Genomic DNA, 19082 nt, shown 5'->3' on the forward strand with positions numbered 1-19082 from the left:
TAGAGGCGTGACACAGGAAAGATTCCTTAAAAGAAAAGTAATTATAAATAATTTGACAGATTTACAGCCTGACTATGAGCCTGGCACTTTGGTGCTGACTAATAGCCAGGCTGTTGTTGATGAGTGCACAGTCAGGCACATACCGGTGGCGGCATACGAAGATGAGGGGGCACAGCCTATCCACTGTTCGCAGGTACTGATTGATGTGGATGAAATAGAAGATGACGATTTTGAGAACATCTACAGACGATGTGCCGGCATACCATGGGATATCGCATATACGGAGCGGTGCTTTATAAGTGAATTTGGGATGGCTGATTTGGATGCACTCTTTGAATTGTATTCTGAACCACATATGACTGACTATATGGAACCGCTTTTTGAATACGATGAAGAAAAGCAGTACGAGGAAAATTATATAGAATACATTTACAAGCTATATGGCTTTGGAATGTGGTTGATTTTCGACAGATTCACAGGTAAATTAATAGGTAGAGCAGGTATAGAAGTGCGGGAATCCTGCGACAGAGAAAACCAGGCAGAAATGGGCTTCGCTATTGCATCCAGCAGATGGAAGCAGGGACTGGCCTATGAGGTTTGCTCAAAGATAATGGAACTGGCTAGGGATGAATATGGGCTCACAAGCTTAATTGCAAGATGTGATCCTGAAAATGTGGCCAGCAGACATTTATTAGAAAAACTCGGTTTCGTTATTGCGGGATACGAAACGGATGGAGATTGTAGGTATTTTAGGGAGATTTTGTAATGGATTTAAAAAATTATCAGCATGAAGTAGTGGTGACTGATGAGGGGCTTCCATTTAAGCTTTTTGCTTTTGAAGGTCAGAATGGAAATTATGTAAGGGAAAAACACTGGCACCGTTCAATCGAGATTTTCGCTGTATGGGAGGGCAGATTGGAATTTACTCTCCAAGAAAAGCGTTTTCCTCTTAACGGTGGCGAGTTTGTCATAGTTAATAGCAATGAGGTTCATAGTATAGCAGCTCCAGATGTTAATAAAACGGTGGTATTGCAGATTCCACAGGATACATTTGCGGAGTATTTTACAGATGAGCAGTTTATTTGGTTTTCTCATGGAGACAGAGAAACAGATCATCGTGTGTTTACACTTTTGCAGGAAATGTATCTTATTTATACAAATGGAGAAGAAGCCAATAAGCTTCAGGTTCTTAGCTTGTATTATGAGCTTCTTTATATTTTGGTTACAAAATATCGTAAGTTCAATGTTAATGAAGAAATACTTAAGAACAGTAAGCAGTTGAAGAAGCTTTCAAATATCACAAGATATATGAAGGACCATTATGCTGAGAGTATATCTTTGGAATCAATGGCAGAGCAGTTTAACTATTCTCCATCATATCTTTCTAGAATGTTTCAAAAGCATGCTGGAATCAATTTTAAAGACTATTTGCTTGGAATTAGATTAGAGCATGCAGTCCGGGAATTAGAAGAAACAAATGGCCAGATTGTAGATATTGCATTGGGAAATGGATTCCCAAATTCAAAGGCATTTTCAAATGCATTTAGAGATAAATACGGAGTGCTCCCCAGCGAGTACAGAAGGAGTAATGAATAATAATGGCGAAGAAAGTATATGCAGTCAGAGTAGGTAGAAAACCTGGAATTTATAACACATGGGATGAGGCTAAGGCTCAGGTTGATGGCTTCAAGGGGCCTGTGTTTAAGGGCTTTACATCTATGGCAGAGGCAGAGGCTTTTATGAAAGGAGGCTCTGTAAGTAGCGGAGCTGCTAAATCTGCAACTGTTAAAAATGATATTGTGACTGCAGCTGATGCTTTCCAGAATCTTCAAAAGGTAACTGTAGAGGATGGAGGCAAATACAACATTCTTGATGCCCAGATTAAGGAGCAGTGCATTGACAAGGTGGCGCTTATTACAAAAGCCTTCAAGACTGCATTTGCATCGCTAGTTTCTATTGATGACATTAGCGCAAATGAGGATGTAAAGACTTTGATGGCTCGCTATGGATGTGATTTTGATAGTCTTACATCTGAGTACAATATTGCCTTTGTAGATGGTGGTGGCGACAAAGTGGGTGCCAATTTCGAAAGCACTAGAATTCTCTTTGGTGTAGTTTTCTATAATGCTGAGGAATCTAAATTCAGCTTATACAGATATGCCCTTGAAAGGGGCACAGATTTTGATTGGCTCTTTAGAGCATCAAATGTGGCAGGAGAGGAGCTCGCGGCATTGTTTGCTATGTATATAGCAGCTCGTCTGGGATTGAAACAAATCCACATTTATCAGGATAACAATCTTCCAGCAAAATATTTCTCTGGAGCCTTCAAGAAAATCCATAAGATGGATGATTATATGCTTCAGATATTTATAAACGCCAGCTTACAATACTTGAAGCAAGGCCTGGAAATTAACTTTCTTTATGTGCCATCAGAGCATGCAGCTTACAAGGACAAAGCAAAAGCTACTAAGGGAAAGGCTGTATATGAATCCCAGGATATTCCAAAAATCTCCTTTGAAATGGCAGAATTTTTGAATGGAGTTTCCGATAGATTAGCGGATTATAAGAATTAATGGTATTTATACAATACTTTTAAAGTTGGGTATTGATATTCATCGTGATATAGTATATTATAATTTCATCAAACAGATTTGAAGGACGAATTCAAATCTAAAATAAAAGAAAAGAGGGAAATAATATGTTTTGTAGTTCATGCGGTACACAGTTAGAAGAGGGCACACTATTTTGCCCAAATTGCGGTAATCCTGTAGCACAGGCAAATGATACAGCTCAGGTAAACGAGACAGCACAGGCTAACAGCGCAGCACAGGCTAACAGCGCAGCACAGGCTAACAGCGCAGCACAGGCTAACAGCGCAGCACAGGCTAGTGCTCCTATTAATCCAGCACCACAGTTTGATGGTTCAACACAGTATTACACACCACAGCCAGTCCTTGGTTTGAAATGGGCAAACTTCCTTGGATATTTTGCTTTGTGGGCAGGCGCACTTGTAAATCTTGGTTCTGGTATTGCACTTATTACTGGATTAATTTATGGTGAGGATGCAGATCTTGTTTATAGCTTCTTCACAGGTCTTAAAGTGTTAGATGTTCTTTACGGAATTTGTTTACTTGCTACTGTTGCATTGGGCGTTGTGACAGCACTATCTATCATCAAGCGCAAGAAGCAGGCAGGCACTTTAGTTTGCTTAATGTATGGTGTTCAGTCTGTATTATCAATTATTTATATAATTGGTGCTACAATTATTCTTGGCACATTTGCGGGTGATGCTACTACAATTACTCAAATTGTTGTTTCAATCGTTATGATTTTTGTAAACCGTACATACTTCAACAACAGACGCGATGTATATGTTAACTAAATATATGTCAAAAAATTGACATCACATAGTAAAGATTTAAAAGTCTCCAAAGTGTTTTGTTTGATATCATTTGATTATCGAAAACGTTTTGGGGGCTTTATTTTTGTAAAAGGAGCCGCGTTATTTAAAGGAGGGTAATTACAATGAACAACATGCCAAATGTAAAAATTGGTGTAGTAGCAGTTTCTCGTGACTGCTTCCCAGAAAGCTTATCAGTAAACAGAAGAAAGGCACTTATTGAGGCTTATACAAAGAAGTACGGTGCAGAGCACATCTATGAGTGCCCAGTTTGTATAGTAGAGAGCGAAATCCACATGGTACAGGCTCTCGAGGATATTAAGAAAGCAGGATGTAACGCACTTTGCGTATATCTTGGAAACTTCGGTCCAGAAATTTCAGAGACACTTCTTGCAAAGCACTTTGAAGGACCAAAGATGTTTATTGCAGCAGCAGAAGAGTCAGGCAACAGCCTTCTTGATGGTAGAGGAGATGCTTACTGTGGTATGCTCAACGCTAGCTACAATTTACAGCTTCGTAACATCAAGGCTTATATCCCAGAGTATCCAGTAGGTGATGCTGAGGATTGCGCTGATATGATTCATGAGTTCGAGCCAATCGCTCGTGCAGTAATCGCACTTTCAGATCTTAAGATTATCAGCTTTGGACCACGTCCACTTAACTTCCTTGCTTGTAATGCACCAATCAAGCAGCTTTACAACCTTGGTGTTGAAATTGAGGAGAACTCAGAGCTTGATCTTTTCGAAGCATTTAATAAGCATGAAGGTGACAGCCGTATTCCAGAGGTTGTTGCAGATATGGAAAAAGAACTTGGCGCTGGAAACAAGAAGCCAGAGGTTCTTGCAAAGCTTGCTCAGTACGAGCTTACACTTAAGGATTGGGTAAGAGATCACAAGGGATATCGTAAATACGTAGCAATCGCTGGCAAGTGCTGGCCTGCATTCCAGACACAGTTTGGTTTCGTTCCTTGCTATGTAAACTCAAGATTAACAGGTGAAGGCATTCCTGTATCTTGCGAGGTTGATATCTACGGATGTCTTTCAGAGTTCATCGGTACAGTTGTTTCAGAAGATATCGTTACACTTCTTGATATCAACAACTCAGTACCAAAGGATATGTACAACGAGGAAATCAAGGGTAAGACAAACTACACACTTCAGGATACATTCATGGGATTCCACTGCGGAAATACATGCTCTAAGAAGCTTGCATTCTGCGAGATGAAGAACCAGAAGATTATGGCTCGTACACTTCCTGTAGAGGTTACAAACGGAACACTTGAAGGCGATATCGCTCCAGGTGAAATCACATTCTACAGACTTCAGTCTACAGCAGACAACATCCTTCGTGCTTACATCGCACAGGGCGAGGTTCTTGATGTACGTACTAAGTCATTCGGTTCAATCGGTGTATTTGCTATTCCAGAAATGGGACGCTTCTATCGTCACTGGTTAATCGAAAAGGGATTCCCACATCACGGAGCAGTTGCATTCGGTCACTATGGAAAGGCTCTATACGAAGTATTCAAGTACATCGGAGTAGAGGTAGATGAAATCGGATACAACCAGCCTGCAGGCGTACGTTATCCTACAGAGAATCCATTCGCATAATTAGTTAAAAAATGGCTGGCTTCGGCCAGCCATTTTTGGAATAGGAGATTATAGTTATGTATTATATCGGAGTTGATCTTGGTACATCGGCTGTAAAGCTTCTTCTCATGGAAGGCAACGGTGATATCAAGAAAATAGTTTCAAAGGAATATGACCTTAGCTTCCCGCATCCAGGCTGGTCTGAGCAGAAGCCTGAGGATTGGTGGGCTCAGTCTATGGCTGGCTTGAAGGAACTTACAGCAGAGGTTGATAAGAGCCAGGTGGCAGGTATTTCCTTTGGTGGTCAGATGCATGGCCTTGTAACACTTGATGCAGATGACAATGTCATTCGTCCTGCAATTCTTTGGAATGACGGACGTACAGGAAAAGAGACAGAGTATCTCAACAACGTAATTGGAAAGGACAAGCTTTCTGCTTACACTGCAAATATTGCATTCGCAGGCTTCACCGCTCCAAAGATTCTTTGGATGCAGGAAAATGAGCCAGAGCTTTGGGCTAAGGTAGCAAAGATTATGCTTCCAAAGGACTACTTGGCTTACAAGCTATCCGGAAGCTTCTGCACAGATTATTCTGATGCCAGCGGTATGCTTCTTCTTGATGTTAAGAACAGATGCTGGAGCAAGGAAATGATGGATATCTGCCATGTTTCTGAGTCTCAGCTTCCTAAGCTTTACGAGAGCTATGAAGTAGTTGGCACAATTAAGCCAGCGGTTGCAGCAGAGCTTGGATTTACAAATGATGTAAAGATTATTGCAGGTGCTGGTGACAACGCTGCAGCTGCAGTTGGTACAGGTACAGTCGGAGAGGGCAAGTGCAATCTTTCAATTGGTACTTCTGGAACAATCTTTATCTCAAGCAAGAACTTTACAGTTGACCCTGCAAATGCACTTCATTCATTTGACCATGCTGATGGTGGATATCACCTTATGGGATGCATGCTTTCTGCAGCTTCTTGCAACAAGTGGTGGATGGATGAAATCCTTAAGACAAAGGATTACCCAGCAGAGCAGGCAGGTATCAAGAACCTTGGGGAGAACCGAGTATTCTATCTTCCATACCTTATGGGAGAGCGTAGCCCTCACAACAATCCAGATGCACGTGCTATGTTCATCGGCATGTCTATGGACACAACTCGCGAGGATATGACACAGGCTGTCCTTGAAGGCGTAGCTTTTGGACTTCGTGATTCACTTGAGGTTGCACGCAGCCAGGGTATTGTTATTGAGCGAAGCAAGATTTGTGGTGGCGGTGCTAAGTCTCCATTATGGCAGCAGATTATTGCATCAGTTATGAATCTGAAGCTTGATATCTTGGAGAATGAGGAAGGCCCAGGACTTGGTGGCGCAATTCTTGCAGCTGTTGGCTGTGGAGAGTATGCTACTGTAGAAGAGGCTTGCGACAAGCTTGTAAAGGTAAAGACAACAGTAGAGCCTGATCCAGAGTTAATTCGTAAATACGAAGAACGCTATCAGGAATTCAAGAAGCTTTATCCTACAGTAAAGAGTTTATTCTAATAAATAAGGCGCTAGCTCCTATGCTAGCGCCATTTTATTTATATTGACAAATAAAAAAAGAGCATCGCTTTTGCGATGCTCTTAGCAGTTCCTAGCGGAATCGAACCGCTGTTTTCGCCGTGAGAGGGCGACGTCTTAACCGCTTGACCAAGGAACCATATGTCCTAACGACAAGACATATAATACTATGGCCCAGCCCCTAAGTCAAGAGAAAACCCACAATTTTATTAAATTCAGAATTATTAGAAAATTAAGACAATACAGAACAATATTTTGATTGTGTTGTACCCAACAATGTCAGAAAAATGCATAAAAAAATGCTCGAAACGTTGCCTTGTTTGTGCAAAACTATTAAAATATTATCTATAGATAAAGTGTGTTGTTTATTTACAGAAGGAGATAAAAGAAGAAAGTTAGGGGGGATTATATGGCTCAGACAAGTATGCTAGCTATGATTCTAGCAGGTGGTCGCGGTAGCCGTCTGCATGAGTTAACCAACAAAGTTGCCAAACCGGCAGTTGCTTATGGTGGAAAATATCGTATTATCGATTTCCCACTTAGTAACTGTGCTAATAGTGGAATAGATATCGTAGGTGTTTTGACACAGTACGAATCGGTTTTGCTAAATAGTTATGTTGCGGCAGGTGGAAGATGGGGATTGGACACAAAAGATAGTGGTGTTTTTGTCCTTACACCTAGAGAGAAGGCAGACAGTGGTCTTGATGTTTATCGAGGTACTGCAGATGCTATTTCACAGAACATTGATTTTATTGATGCATATGATCCAGAGTACATTTTGGTACTATCCGGGGATCATATTTATAAAATGAATTATGATAAGATGCTTTCTTTCCATAAGGAAATGGGGGCAGATGCTACAATAGCTGTTCGTGGTGTGCCAATGAAAGAGGCAAGTCGATTTGGCATAATGAACACAGATGACAACCGAAGAATCATCGAGTTTGAGGAAAAGCCAGAGAAACCAAAGAGCAACCTGGCATCTATGGGTATTTATATCTTCACCTGGAAGACTATGAGAAAGCTTCTGATAGAGGATATGAAGAATCCTGACTCAAGTCATGATTTTGGTAAAGATATCATTCCAGTGATGCTGAATGGGGACAAAAAGCTTTATGCCTATGAGTTCTCAGGTTATTGGAAGGATGTTGGAACAATCGATTCTCTTTGGGAAGCCAATATGGATCTTCTGGATAGCGACAATGAGCTTAATCTGGATGATACATCATGGAAGATTTACACAGAAGACACAGGTGTCATTCCACAGTACATTGCTTCTTCGGCAAAAATCGATGGGGCATATATCAACCAGGGCGCTCACGTAGGTGGAGAGGTATCCAGGTCAGTTATCTTTTCAAATGTGAAGATCGCACCTGGTGCAAAGGTAATAGATTCCGTGCTTATGCCGGGGGCGATTGTTGAAGAAGGAGCCACTGTCACAAGAGCTCTTGTGGCTGAAAACATTAGAATAGGAAAGAACGCCAAGGTAGGAAATAAGAAGAGCGAGGAAATCCTTCTTGTTGCAAAAAATGTAAAGGGGGAGGATTAATATGGCAAACAAAGCATTTGGCGTGATTAATTCCGCCGCAAACTATATCAGAGTCGAAGGACTTCATGACTACAGACCAATTGGCGCTTTCTCATTCCTGGGTAGATTTCGAGTTATCGATTTCCCTATTTCGAATATGAGCAATAGCGGCATAAATCGTATACACGTATATTTGAATAGTAGACCTCGTTCTATTGTTGAGCACATTGGTGATGGTCGCCATTACAATATCAATTCAAAACGAGGAAATATTCAGCTGTTATTTACACAGAATAATGGTCATAGTTCCATCTATAATACGGATATCAACGCATATTTGGAAAATCTGGAGCAGATAGAGCGCATGCCTCAGGATTATGTAATCGTGGCACCTAGCTACATGATTTACAAGCAGGATTATCAAAAGCTTTTGGATGAGCATGTGGCAGCTGGAACAGATATTACTTTGCTATATCACAAGGTAGATCAGGCTAAGGAATACTACAGAGCATGCAATGTGGTTACCTTGAACAAGCAAAAGGGTGTACAATCTTTAGAGCGCAACATGGGCACAGCCAAGGAAAAGCTTATCAGCATGGATACCTATGTAATGTCTAAAGAGATATTTATTGATTTGATTAAAAAGGCTAAGAGAGAGTCTTCTGCTTATTCTCTTGCAGATATGATTGCATTAGCTTGCGAGACTCTTGATGTGAGAGGCTATCAGCACAAAGGATTCTTTGCAGCGATAACAAGCTTGGATGATTACTACAGGGCAAACATGGAGATGCTTGATTACGCAACGGCAATGGACTTTTTCACAAACGATTGGCCATTCTACACCAAGACAACAGACGCCTGCCCAACACAATATTTCCACGGAGCAAGTGTTACCAACTCAATGGTATGTAATGCCGGCTTGATTGAAGGCACTGTTGAAAATTCTATCATTGGACGTAATGTTCATATTGGAAAAGGGGCAGTAGTTAGAAACTCAATTATTCTTTCCTACGCTGATATTGGAGATGGAGTTTATATCGAAAATGCGGTAGTAGATAAATGGGTTGAGGCAAAGAAAATCAAGAAGATTGTTTCAGAATCTGTTACACCAACATACGTAAAACGTAATGATAAACTTTAATTAAAAACGAGTCAGTCTAAACTAACAGACTGACTCGCCTTTTTTTTATATATGTGGTAAAGTAATTCTGTAGTTTTTCGAAAAGAAAATTTTGGAGGAAATAAATATGTTACCAGAACAGACAATTGAATTTAGATATGACACACAGCTTCTTATTGAGGGCGAGAATCTTGATGAGGATGCAATCAATGATTACATCACAGAGAATTTTGTTGGCGACAGCTTACTTGCAGTAGGTGATGAGGAGCTTATCAAGATTCACTATCATACAAACGAGCCATGGAAGGTTCTTGAGTACTGCAGAACACTTGGCGAGATTTATGATATCGTAGTTGAAGATATGGATAGACAGGCTAGAGGTTTACAAGGCTAGGCTGCGTCTTCCCGAAAGGATTTTACATGAATAACAGCTTTATACTTCGCGGAGGCATTGCCTTCTCGGAATCAGAAAAGAGAATAACTACATATTATAGAGGTTATCTTGTTTGTGTGGATGGCATTTGCAAAGGTGCCTTTACAGAGCTCCCTGAGCAGTACAAGGGATTGCAGCTATATGATTACGGCGAGCGTTTGATTATTCCTGGCATGACTGATTTGCATGTTCATGCACCTCAGTACACATTCCGTGGGATTGGTATGGATGAGGAGCTTCTTGAGTGGCTTACCACCTACACATTCCCAGAGGAAGCAAAGTACTCAGATATGGAATATGCTAAAAAGGCATATGGGTATTTTGCAGAGGATTTGAGACGTTGCTTTACAACTCGTGCTGTTGTTTTTGGAACAATGCATAATGAAGCAACCATCAACCTTATGGATCAGCTAGAGGATACTGGCGTAATCACATACGTTGGTAAGGTAAATATGGATAGAAACGGTGGTGAGGGCCTTCAGGAAGAAAGTGCCGAGGCATCACTTCAAGCTACATTAGATTGGCTTCAGGCCATCGAGGGTCGCTACAAAAACACAAAGCCTATCCTTACACCTCGATTCATCCCATCATGCTCAGATGATTTAATGAGAGGCTTGGGAAAGCTTTCAGCTGAAAGAAATTTGAGAATTCAGTCTCATCTTTCTGAAAATCAGTCAGAGGTGGCTTGGGTAAAGGAATTGGTTCCTGAATCAACTTCCTACGCAAATGCATACGAGCTATTTGATACCATGGGCTCAGAAGAACTTCCTACTATCATGGCTCACTGTGTATACTCAGGAGAAGAGGAAATGAGCATCCTTAAAAAGCATGGCGCTTACATTGCTCATTGTGCTGATTCCAATATGAACCTTACAAGTGGCATTGCTCCAATCAGAAAGTTTATGGATGCAGGCATCAAGATCGGTCTTGGTACAGACGTTGCAGCCGGTTCATCTATGAATATGCTTAAGACAATGCTTATTACATTGCAGGCATCTAAAATGTACTATCGCCTGGTTGATACAGATGTTAAGCCACTTTCTTTTGAAGAGGTTTTCTATCTTGCTACAGCAGGTGGCGGAGAGTACTTTGGCAAGGTTGGTACGTTCAAAGAGGGATACGAATTCGATGCAGTTGTTATCGACGATAGCAAGATGTATTCAATGAGAGATATGTCCATCAGAGAGCGAATTGAGAGAATGTGTTACAACGATGCCGATGCCATTATTAAGGATAAATTTGTCAAAGGCAAAAAGGTATATTGCTAATTGCTAAAAAGTCTTGAAAAAAGTGTTAAATAAAAGTGTCCAGCATTGACTGGACACTTTTTTTAGGTGTATGGTGAGAACATACGGAGTAAAAGTCCGGTAAATTGCATGTCAAACATTTTCTTTATACACATTGCTCAATTTGTATCTTATATTTTTGTGCGAATGGTATAAAATGAGTGGCATGAGAAAAAATGAATAGGAGGTGTTTTCTTGACTTTAGCAGAAAAGCTTGTAGAAGAGCTAAATTGCGAAGAGGTATTCAGACTCCATATCGGAGGATTTGATATTCCGATTTATGAATCAGTCGTTGTTACCTGGATCGTAATGGCCGTGCTTATTCTCATAGCCATATTCTTGACTACGGGACTAAAGACACAAAACATCAGTAAAAAGCAGGCATTTGCCGAGCTTATTTACGAGAAACTAAATGCCATTGTTGGTGCAACCTTAGGTGAAGAGGGAAAGGCATATACCTGTTACCTTGTCACAGTACTTCTGTACATTGGTTTATCTAACATCATTGGTTTGTTTGGTTTCAAGTCACCTACTAAGGATGTAAATGTTACAGCAGCACTTGCTCTTATGAGTATAGTTTTGGTAGAAGCTGCGGGTATTTATCACAAGGGCGTAAAGAAATGGTTACATTCATTTGTTGAGCCCGTTGCTATAGTAACACCATTTAACATTCTTGATGTATTCACAAGACCATTGTCGTTATGTATGCGACTTTTTGGTAATGTACTTGGTGCTTTTGTAATCATGGAACTTCTTAAGATCGTCGTTCCACCAGTTATCCCTGCTGTATTCTCATTATACTTTGATTTGTTTGATGGATTACTTCAGGCATACGTATTCGTATTCCTAACTTCTTTATATTTAAAGGAAGCTATTGAATAAAGAATCGAAAAGAAAATTTTTATGGTATTTTTAATCAAGTAGAAGAGCCGACTCAAAAAATGATAATGAGCTTGTAGATATCAAGCTCTTATGATTCTCAAGCGAGACATGTAGTCGAGCGGAGAATCTATAAGGCTTGTAATCGTAACAAGCTTACACAGAGTGAATGTCGGCGAGCTTTAGGAGGAAAAATTTTATGAACACTTTAATCGCAGTTGGAGCAGGTATTGCAGTAGTAACAGGTCTTGGTGCTGGTATTGGTATCGGTATCGCAACAGGTAAGGCTTGCGAAGGTATTGCACGTCAGCCAGAAGCAGAGAGCAAGATTCAGAAGAACCTTATCTTAGGTTGTGCCCTTGCAGAGGCAACAGCTATTTACGGTTTCGTTATCGCTCTTATGATAATGTTCGTATTATAATAACAAGTTCTATTAATAATAAAGGATAGGTATTAGATATGATTAACATTCAATTTTGGAGTATTCTTTGGACAGTAGTCAATCTTCTTATCCTGGTTGTAGCTTTCAAAATCTTCTTCTTTAAGCCTATTGGCAAAATTATTGCTAAGCGTCAGGAAGAGGCAGACGAGGTTTATGCAAAGGCTACAGCAAAGGAAAATGAGGCTAATGAACTTGCTGCACAGTATGAGCAGAAGGTTGCAGAGGCTGAGACAGAGAAGAAACAGATTATTGCTGAAGCAAGAAAGAGCGCTGATGGCCAGTATCAGAAGATATTAGAAGATGCTAAGACTGATGCAAAGAGCATTCATGATGCAGCAGTTGCAGAGGCTAATCATGAGAAGAGCCAGATCATCGCAAGTGCAAAGAAAGAAATTGCAGATATAGTAGTTGATGCAACTACAAAAGTTGTTGGTAGCAAAACAGGAGCTGATATCGATAGCAAACTGTTTGATGAATTTTTAGGTAAAGCAGGTGAATAAAAGTGACAGAGAAATCTTTAAACTATGCCCGTGACCTACATAGCATAGATAATGCAGAAGCACATTTGCAGTCTGCCGCTTCTATACTAGAGGCTGTACCTGCAATTGGAGAGGAATTATCGGATCCTACAGTAGCAATCGCTAAGAAGCATGTTGTTATTGATAGCATCTTTCCTCATGAAATTCGCAATTTCTTCAAATTGCTATGTGATAACGGAGATTTTGATTTATTTAATGATATTAGAGCTGCATACAAGGAATCTCTTCAGCCAAAGACTGAAAAGGTTGATAGAGCGAAACTTCGCTATGTTACTGCACCTTCAGATGAGCAGCTTGCAGGTATCAAGAAGTTCCTTGCTAAGGAAACAGGCAATGGAGACATTGAGCTTGAATTAGTACAGGACGATTCCCTGAAGAGTGGTTTCATTCTTTCAGTGGGTACAAAAGAATATGACTGGAGCGAGCAGGGCCGTATTGAGCAGTTCGCTACAAAGATTAATAAGGCAGTTGGTGTTTCAGCTGTTGATGAAAGCATCCTTTCAATCCTCAGAACAAACGTTGAAGACTTCGCTCTTGAAGCTCAGGAAAAAGAAGTCGGAATCGTTAACTGGGTTGGTGATGGAATTGCCAACGTAGACGGTATTGATCATGCATTCTACGGCGAAATTGTTATTTTCGATTGCGGCGTAAGAGGTATGGTTCAGGATGTTCGTCGCGATGAAGTAGGTGTTATCCTTTTCGGTCGTGATACAGAAATCAAAGAAGGTTCAAAGGTTGTTCGTACAGGCAAGATGGCAGGTCTTCCAGTAGGTAACGGCTTCCTTGGACGTATTGTTGATGCCCTTGGTACTCCACTTGATGGAAATGGAGAAATCCAGGCAGATGGATTTAGACCAGTTGAGTGTCCAGCTCCAAGTATCGTTGACAGACAGTCTGTTAGTCAGCCAATGGAGACAGGTCTTCTTTCAATCGATTCAATGTTCCCAATTGGTAGAGGACAGCGTGAGCTTATCATCGGTGATAGACAGACAGGTAAGACATCTATCGCTACTGATACAATCATCAACCAGAAGGGCAAGGATGTTATCTGCGTATACGTAGCTATTGGTCAGAAGGCATCTACAATTGCAAAGCTTGTTAACACATTAAAAGAAAACGGTGCAATGGATTATACAATTATTGTCAGTGCTACAGCATCTGATCCAGCACCACTTCAGTATATTGCACCATATTCTGGTACAGCACTTGCAGAGTACTTTATGTATTCAGGCAAGGACGTACTTATCGTTTATGATGATTTATCAAAGCATGCGGTTGCATACCGTGCAATCTCATTGTTGTTAGAGCGTTCACCTGGACGTGAAGCATATCCTGGTGATGTTTTCTACTTACATTCAAGATTATTGGAGCGTTCTGCAAGAATCACACCAGAAGCAGGTGGTGGTTCAATTACAGCTCTTCCAATTATTGAGACTCAGGCTGGTGACCTTTCAGCTTACATTCCTACAAACGTAATTTCTATTACTGATGGTCAGATATTCCTTGAGTCAGAGCTTTTCAACGCAGGTCAGAGACCAGCCGTAAACGTAGGTCTTTCTGTATCCCGTGTTGGTGGTGCTGCCCAGACAAAGGCTATGAAGAAAGCCGCTGGTTCAATTCGTATCGATTTGGCTCAGTACCGTGAGATGGAAGTCTTCACACAGTTCTCATCAGATCTTGATGATGCAACAAAGAAGCAGTTGGCTCATGGTCGTGCCCTTATGGAATTATTAAAGCAGCCTCTTAACAGACCATTTTCAATGGCAGAGCAGGTTATCATTCTTGTAGCTGCAAACGCTCATATCTTTAGTGATGTTGAGCTTTCAAAGCTTAAGAAGTTTAGAGCAGATATGCTTGAGTTCTTTGCAACAGAGCATAGCGCAATCATTAGTCAGCTCGAGTCATCAAAGGATTTGTCAGAGGATATTAAGGCTTCGATTGTTGACGCAGCAGAGGAGTTCAAAAAGAATCAGGAGTAAACCATGGCAAGTACAAAGGAAATCCTAAATAGAATAAACAGTATTCAGGATACAATGAAGATTACAAGAGCCATGTACATGATGTCTTCAATGAAATTGCGCAAGGCAAAATCAAAGCTTGAAGAGACATTGCCATTCTTTGAAGGAACCCAAAGAGGTATTGCAGAAAATCTTGTTAGAATGCCTAACATCCGACACATCTATTTTGATAATCGTGTTGAGGATGATCAGGAAACTATCAAAAAGCGCGGATTCGTAGTATTCACAGGTGACAAGGGTATGGCTGGTGCTTACAACCACAATGCCATCAAATATGCACTTCAGCGAATCGGCGGCTTATCAAAAGACGAGTATAAGTTATTCGTTGTAGGTGAGACTGGTAGAGCGTTTTTCATAAACAATGGATATAACGTAGATGAAAATTTCAGATATTCTGCAAACAATCCTTCAATGCATAGAGCACGTGTCATTTCTGAGTATCTTATCGATCTATACAACAGAGAAGAGCTTGATAGAATCGATATTATCTACACAAAGATGCTCAATTCTGTTACAGAAGAGACTTGCGTAGAACGTTTGCTTCCTTTAAAAACTCACAAGTTTATTAAGGAGCAGGTTCAGGAGGTTGAATCTGATACAGAAGGAACAAGTAAAGTAGCTACTGAGATGAAGGAAGGTACAAAGCACGTTCATTCAATCAATAACTACGAGCTTGAAGCTTTCAAAGAAGGCGGAGATTCATGGTATCCATTCTATCCATCTCTTTCATCGGTTTTGGAGCATTTGGTACACAACCATTTCACAGCTTTCATCTATGGAGCTTTGGTTGAGTGCTCAGCCAGTGAAGAGAATGCAAGAATGATGGCGATGCAGTCAGCTACTGACAATGCGGAAGCTATTCTTCATGATTTATCTATTGAATACAATAGAGTTCGCCAGGCACAAATTACACAGGAAATCACTGAGGTAATCGGTGGTGCCAAGGCGCTAAAAAAGAAAAAAGCTAAAAGGTAAGAGAGGTTAAACATGTCAGAGTTAAAAGGAAAAATCGTCCAGGTTTCAGGACCTGTTGTCGATGTAGAATTTAAAGATAATGACCTACCTGCCATTAGAGATGCCCTATACGTTATGGTAGGGGATGAGAAAAGAGTAATGGAGGTCTCTCAGCACATCGGTTTAGGCGTGGTTAGATGTATCATGCTTGCTCCTTCTGAGGGACTATGTAGAGATATGGAAGTTACTGCTACAGGTGCAGGTATTTCTGTGCCAGTTGGTGAGCAGACACTTGGTAGACTTTTCAACGTATTAGGTGACACACTTGATAATGGTGAAAAGCTCGATAATGGAGAGCATTGGTGCATCCATAGAGAGCCACCTACATTCGAGGATCAGAGCCCAGTTGTTGAAATGCTTGAGACAGGTATCAAGGTTATCGACTTACTTGCTCCTTATGCTAAGGGTGGTAAGGTCGGACTTTTCGGTGGTGCCGGTGTAGGTAAGACAGTACTTATCCAGGAGCTTATCCATAATATCGCTACAGAGAGCGGTGGTTACTCAATCTTTACTGGTGTAGGAGAGCGTTCTCGTGAAGGTAATGACCTTTGGACAGAAATGGCTGAGTCAGGAGTTCTTGATAAGACAGCCTTAGTGTTCGGTCAGATGAATGAGCCACCTGGAGCACGTATGCGTGTTGCTGAAACAGGACTTACAATGGCTGAGTATTTCCGTGACGTTAAGAATCAGGATGTGCTTTTATTCATTGATAACATTTTCCGTTTCGTACAGGCAGGTTCAGAGGTTTCAGCTCTTCTTGGTCGTATGCCATCAGCCGTTGGTTACCAGCCAACACTTGCAAACGATTTAGGTGAGCTTCAGGAGAGAATCGCTTCTACAAAGAACGGTTCTATCACATCAGTTCAGGCTGTATACGTTCCTGCTGATGACTTAACTGACCCAGCTCCAGCAACAACATTCTCACATTTGGATGCTACGACAGTTCTTTCACGTAAGATCGTAGAAATGGGTATTTACCCAGCTGTAGATCCACTTGAGTCTACATCACGTATCCTTGAGCCAGACGTAGTTGGTGAGGAGCATTATCAGGTTGCCCGTGGCGTACAGGAGATTCTCCAGAAGTACAAGGAGTTACAGGATATCATCGCTATCCTTGGTATGGAAGAGCTTTCAGACGAGGATAAGATTACTGTATATCGTGCAAGAAAGGTACAGCGTTTCCTTTCACAGCCATTCTCAGTTGCTGAGAACTTTACAGGTGTTAAGGGACAGTTCGTAACTGTAAAGGATACTATCCGTGGATTTAAAGCTATCCTTAATGGTGAGATGGATGAATATCCAGAGGCAGCATTCTTTAACGTTGGTACAATTGAGGATGTCAAGAAAAAGGCTGCAGATCTTGTAAAGGAGTAGCGTATGGCATCATTATTTAATCTTAAAATAATCGCTTGTGATGGCGTGTTTTATGATGGTGACTGCGAAATAATTATTGTTCCCAGTCCTGATGGAGAGGCTGCAATCATGAATCATCATGAGATGATGACTGGTGTAGTTTCTGTCGGTGAAATACGCTTTAAAACAGGTGATGGAACATGGCGAAGCGCTATTGTATCTGATGGATTAATATCTGTCTATAAGGATGGTTCAGTAAAGATGATTGCATATTCTTGTGAACGTCCAGAAGATATTGATACATATAGAGCCCAGGAAGCTTTGGAGCGTGCTCAGGAGCAGCTTCAGCAGAAGCAAAGCATGGTTGAATACCAGATTTCTACTGCAAACATGGCTCGTGCTATGGCTCGATTAAAGGGCGCTAGAAGACATTCATAATATTTATAATTTACACACCTCTTTACTAATGTGTTCATTGTTTTGGACACATTTGGTAAAGAGGTGTTTTTTGCTTTACTTCGAAAATACGATATGGTAAAATCCACATTGTTAACATCAAAGTTATAAAGAAAGGAGGGCGTAGTATGACTTGGAAAACAATTAATATGCATCTTACAAAAGGTTCTATTTTTGCAGTTTACGGGGATAGTGCGCCCTTTTTTAAGCGATAGAAACTAATCGTTTTTAACATTGTGCCGCACTATCTCCTTATTCTAAAAAATAGATAAGGAGATTTTTTTATGGAAATAAATAATACAGAATTTGAAATTCAAGGAAATAATGAGCTTTGTCAAAGCGTTAAAAAGATTAATATAAAGGCACAACTTGGAAAGATTTATGCTATAGATACTTTTGGGGCATTTATGCTGGCAGGAGCTTCTTGGGTGGCACTACTTGCTGCCCGCGGCTTTTCTACATTGGAGATCGGTTGGTTTGAAAGTATTTTTCATGTGGTAAGCATGATATGTGAAGTTCCATCAGGAGCTGTGTCAGATGTGTTCGGCCGCAAGAAATCCATGGTGCTTGCCCAGATAATGTCCATGTTATCAGCAATGATAATGATATTTGCAGATTCATTTGTATCAATTGCATTTGCAATGGGAGTCAGTGCTTTAAGCTATAATTTGGCTTCTGGAACTCGTGAAGCATTGGCTTATGACAGTATGAAGATAGCTGGTGTTGAAAAGAACTATGAAGGATTCTTTTCAAAAGACATGATTATCTATGAGATAGTTAGTTCGCTAGCTACGCTGTTAGCTGGTGTTGCGTTGATGTTAGGATATCGTAAAGCGTATCTGGTTGACATCATCATTGGAGGCGTGGCATTGGCGTTTGCTTTATCACTGACGGAGGTTCATGCTGAAGGCCATGAATCAATGGATGTGGCTGGCAGATTCAAAGAAGTTGCTATAGGTTCAATCACATTCTTAAAGGAGAATCGCAAAGCTAGGCTGATAATTCTTTTTAATGCTGCAATCGGAGCTGTTGCGGTATTGATTGGATTTTTCATGCAGGCGAAGCTGCCAGAAGTTGGCTTAAATCCAGTCTTGCTTGGACCGGCACTATTTATTATAGGATTGTCAGGTGCCCTTGGCTCAAAGGTAGTCACATTTTTCAACACGGTGGTTTATAGGGTTATTGGTGCCATTTCTCTTGTTGGAGTTATAGTAGCTTTTGCTTCGGTATTAGTTGGCAATCCATACATAATGATAATAGGAGCATGCATTGGTTCTTTTGCGGACAGCTTCATAGAAATCAGATCAGATGTAGTGTTGAATGAAATGATTCCATCCGGCCAGAGAGCTACATTGATGTCTGTAAATTCATTTACATATTCGGTTATAATGATTTTGCTGTCACCGTTGTTTGGATGGATATTCGGATAGAGCTTTAGGTGGAGTCTCGGAGTTTGTTTCAGGTAGAACTTT

Annotated in this window: 18 protein-coding genes and 1 tRNA gene; 18 read left to right on the plus strand and 1 reads right to left on the minus strand. The window is 40.7% G+C overall.

Annotated features, from left to right (window positions below):
- Positions 1-7: 7 nt before the first annotated feature.
- The 6 genes from BO15_RS0106800 to xylB all read left to right on the plus strand — a co-directional run bounded on the left by BO15_RS0106800 (position 8) and on the right by xylB (position 6524).
- Positions 8-766 carry a GNAT family N-acetyltransferase gene (locus BO15_RS0106800; RefSeq protein WP_052169814.1) on the plus strand — a complete coding sequence of 253 codons (759 nt, stop codon included), beginning with the start codon at positions 8-10 and terminating at the stop codon, positions 764-766.
- Positions 766-1596 carry an AraC family transcriptional regulator gene (locus BO15_RS0106805; protein ID WP_033153513.1) on the plus strand — a complete coding sequence of 277 codons (831 nt, stop codon included), beginning with the start codon at positions 766-768 and terminating at the stop codon, positions 1594-1596. The genes BO15_RS0106800 and BO15_RS0106805 overlap by 1 nt, the downstream gene beginning before the upstream one ends.
- 2 nt (positions 1597-1598) lie before the next feature.
- Complete coding sequence (locus tag BO15_RS0106810) at positions 1599-2573, plus strand: ribonuclease H family protein (RefSeq protein WP_033153515.1); 975 nt, start codon at positions 1599-1601, stop codon at positions 2571-2573.
- 125 nt (positions 2574-2698) lie between these two features.
- The gene (locus BO15_RS0106815) at positions 2699-3382 is read left to right on the plus strand and encodes a zinc ribbon domain-containing protein (protein ID WP_033153517.1); all 684 of its coding nucleotides are present in this window, start codon (positions 2699-2701) and stop codon (positions 3380-3382) included.
- Between the two features lie 143 nt (positions 3383-3525).
- Complete coding sequence (locus tag BO15_RS0106820; protein WP_033153519.1) at positions 3526-5010, plus strand: L-fucose/L-arabinose isomerase family protein; 1485 nt, start codon at positions 3526-3528, stop codon at positions 5008-5010.
- A 56-nt stretch (positions 5011-5066) separates the two neighbouring features.
- Positions 5067-6524, plus strand: a complete 1458-nt coding sequence (gene xylB / locus BO15_RS0106825) for a xylulokinase (protein ID WP_033153521.1) — start codon at positions 5067-5069, stop codon at positions 6522-6524.
- Positions 6525-6609: 85 nt separating this feature from the next.
- Here xylB and BO15_RS0106830 read toward each other — a convergent pair.
- Positions 6610-6681, minus strand: a tRNA-Glu gene (locus BO15_RS0106830).
- A gap of 270 nt (positions 6682-6951) precedes the next feature.
- Here BO15_RS0106830 and BO15_RS0106835 point away from each other — a divergent pair.
- The 12 genes from BO15_RS0106835 (at position 6952) to BO15_RS0106890 (ending at position 19040) form a co-directional block, all read left to right on the plus strand.
- A complete protein-coding gene (locus BO15_RS0106835; protein WP_033153523.1) occupies positions 6952-8091 on the plus strand; it encodes a glucose-1-phosphate adenylyltransferase in 1140 nt (379 codons plus the stop codon).
- 1 nt (position 8092) lies between these two features.
- Positions 8093-9211: a glucose-1-phosphate adenylyltransferase subunit GlgD gene (gene glgD / locus BO15_RS0106840; protein WP_033153525.1), complete on the plus strand. Its 1119-nt coding sequence runs from the start codon at positions 8093-8095 to the stop codon at positions 9209-9211.
- Positions 9212-9317: 106 nt separating this feature from the next.
- Positions 9318-9584: a dihydroxyacetone kinase gene (locus BO15_RS0106845; RefSeq protein ID WP_033153527.1), complete on the plus strand. Its 267-nt coding sequence runs from the start codon at positions 9318-9320 to the stop codon at positions 9582-9584.
- A 26-nt stretch (positions 9585-9610) separates the two neighbouring features.
- On the plus strand, positions 9611-10891 hold the full coding sequence (locus tag BO15_RS0106850) for an amidohydrolase family protein (RefSeq protein ID WP_033153529.1): 1281 nt from the start codon (positions 9611-9613) through the stop codon (positions 10889-10891).
- 213 nt (positions 10892-11104) lie between these two features.
- Positions 11105-11791, plus strand: coding sequence for a F0F1 ATP synthase subunit A (locus BO15_RS0106855; RefSeq protein ID WP_033153531.1), 687 nt, complete (start codon positions 11105-11107; stop codon positions 11789-11791).
- Positions 11792-11987: 196 nt separating this feature from the next.
- A complete protein-coding gene (gene atpE, locus BO15_RS0106860; RefSeq protein WP_015548814.1) occupies positions 11988-12209 on the plus strand; it encodes an ATP synthase F0 subunit C in 222 nt (73 codons plus the stop codon).
- Between the two features lie 38 nt (positions 12210-12247).
- Complete coding sequence (gene atpF / locus BO15_RS0106865) at positions 12248-12730, plus strand: F0F1 ATP synthase subunit B (protein ID WP_033153532.1); 483 nt, start codon at positions 12248-12250, stop codon at positions 12728-12730.
- Positions 12731-12732: 2 nt separating this feature from the next.
- Entirely contained in the window at positions 12733-14748 is a 2016-nt protein-coding gene (atpA, locus tag BO15_RS0106870; RefSeq protein WP_033153535.1) for a F0F1 ATP synthase subunit alpha, read from the plus strand.
- Positions 14749-14751: 3 nt separating this feature from the next.
- The gene (atpG, locus tag BO15_RS0106875) at positions 14752-15762 is read left to right on the plus strand and encodes an ATP synthase F1 subunit gamma (RefSeq protein ID WP_033153537.1); all 1011 of its coding nucleotides are present in this window, start codon (positions 14752-14754) and stop codon (positions 15760-15762) included.
- A gap of 12 nt (positions 15763-15774) precedes the next feature.
- Entirely contained in the window at positions 15775-17175 is a 1401-nt protein-coding gene (gene atpD, locus BO15_RS0106880) for a F0F1 ATP synthase subunit beta (RefSeq protein ID WP_033153539.1), read from the plus strand.
- A gap of 3 nt (positions 17176-17178) precedes the next feature.
- Positions 17179-17592: an ATP synthase F1 subunit epsilon gene (gene atpC, locus BO15_RS0106885; protein ID WP_033153541.1), complete on the plus strand. Its 414-nt coding sequence runs from the start codon at positions 17179-17181 to the stop codon at positions 17590-17592.
- Positions 17593-17894: 302 nt separating this feature from the next.
- Positions 17895-19040, plus strand: a complete 1146-nt coding sequence (locus tag BO15_RS0106890; RefSeq protein WP_052169815.1) for an MFS transporter — start codon at positions 17895-17897, stop codon at positions 19038-19040.
- The last annotated feature ends 42 nt before the right edge of the window (positions 19041-19082 follow it).

This window comes from Pseudobutyrivibrio ruminis HUN009 (genome assembly GCF_000703005.1).
GTDB lineage: Bacteria > Bacillota > Clostridia > Lachnospirales > Lachnospiraceae > Pseudobutyrivibrio > Pseudobutyrivibrio ruminis_A.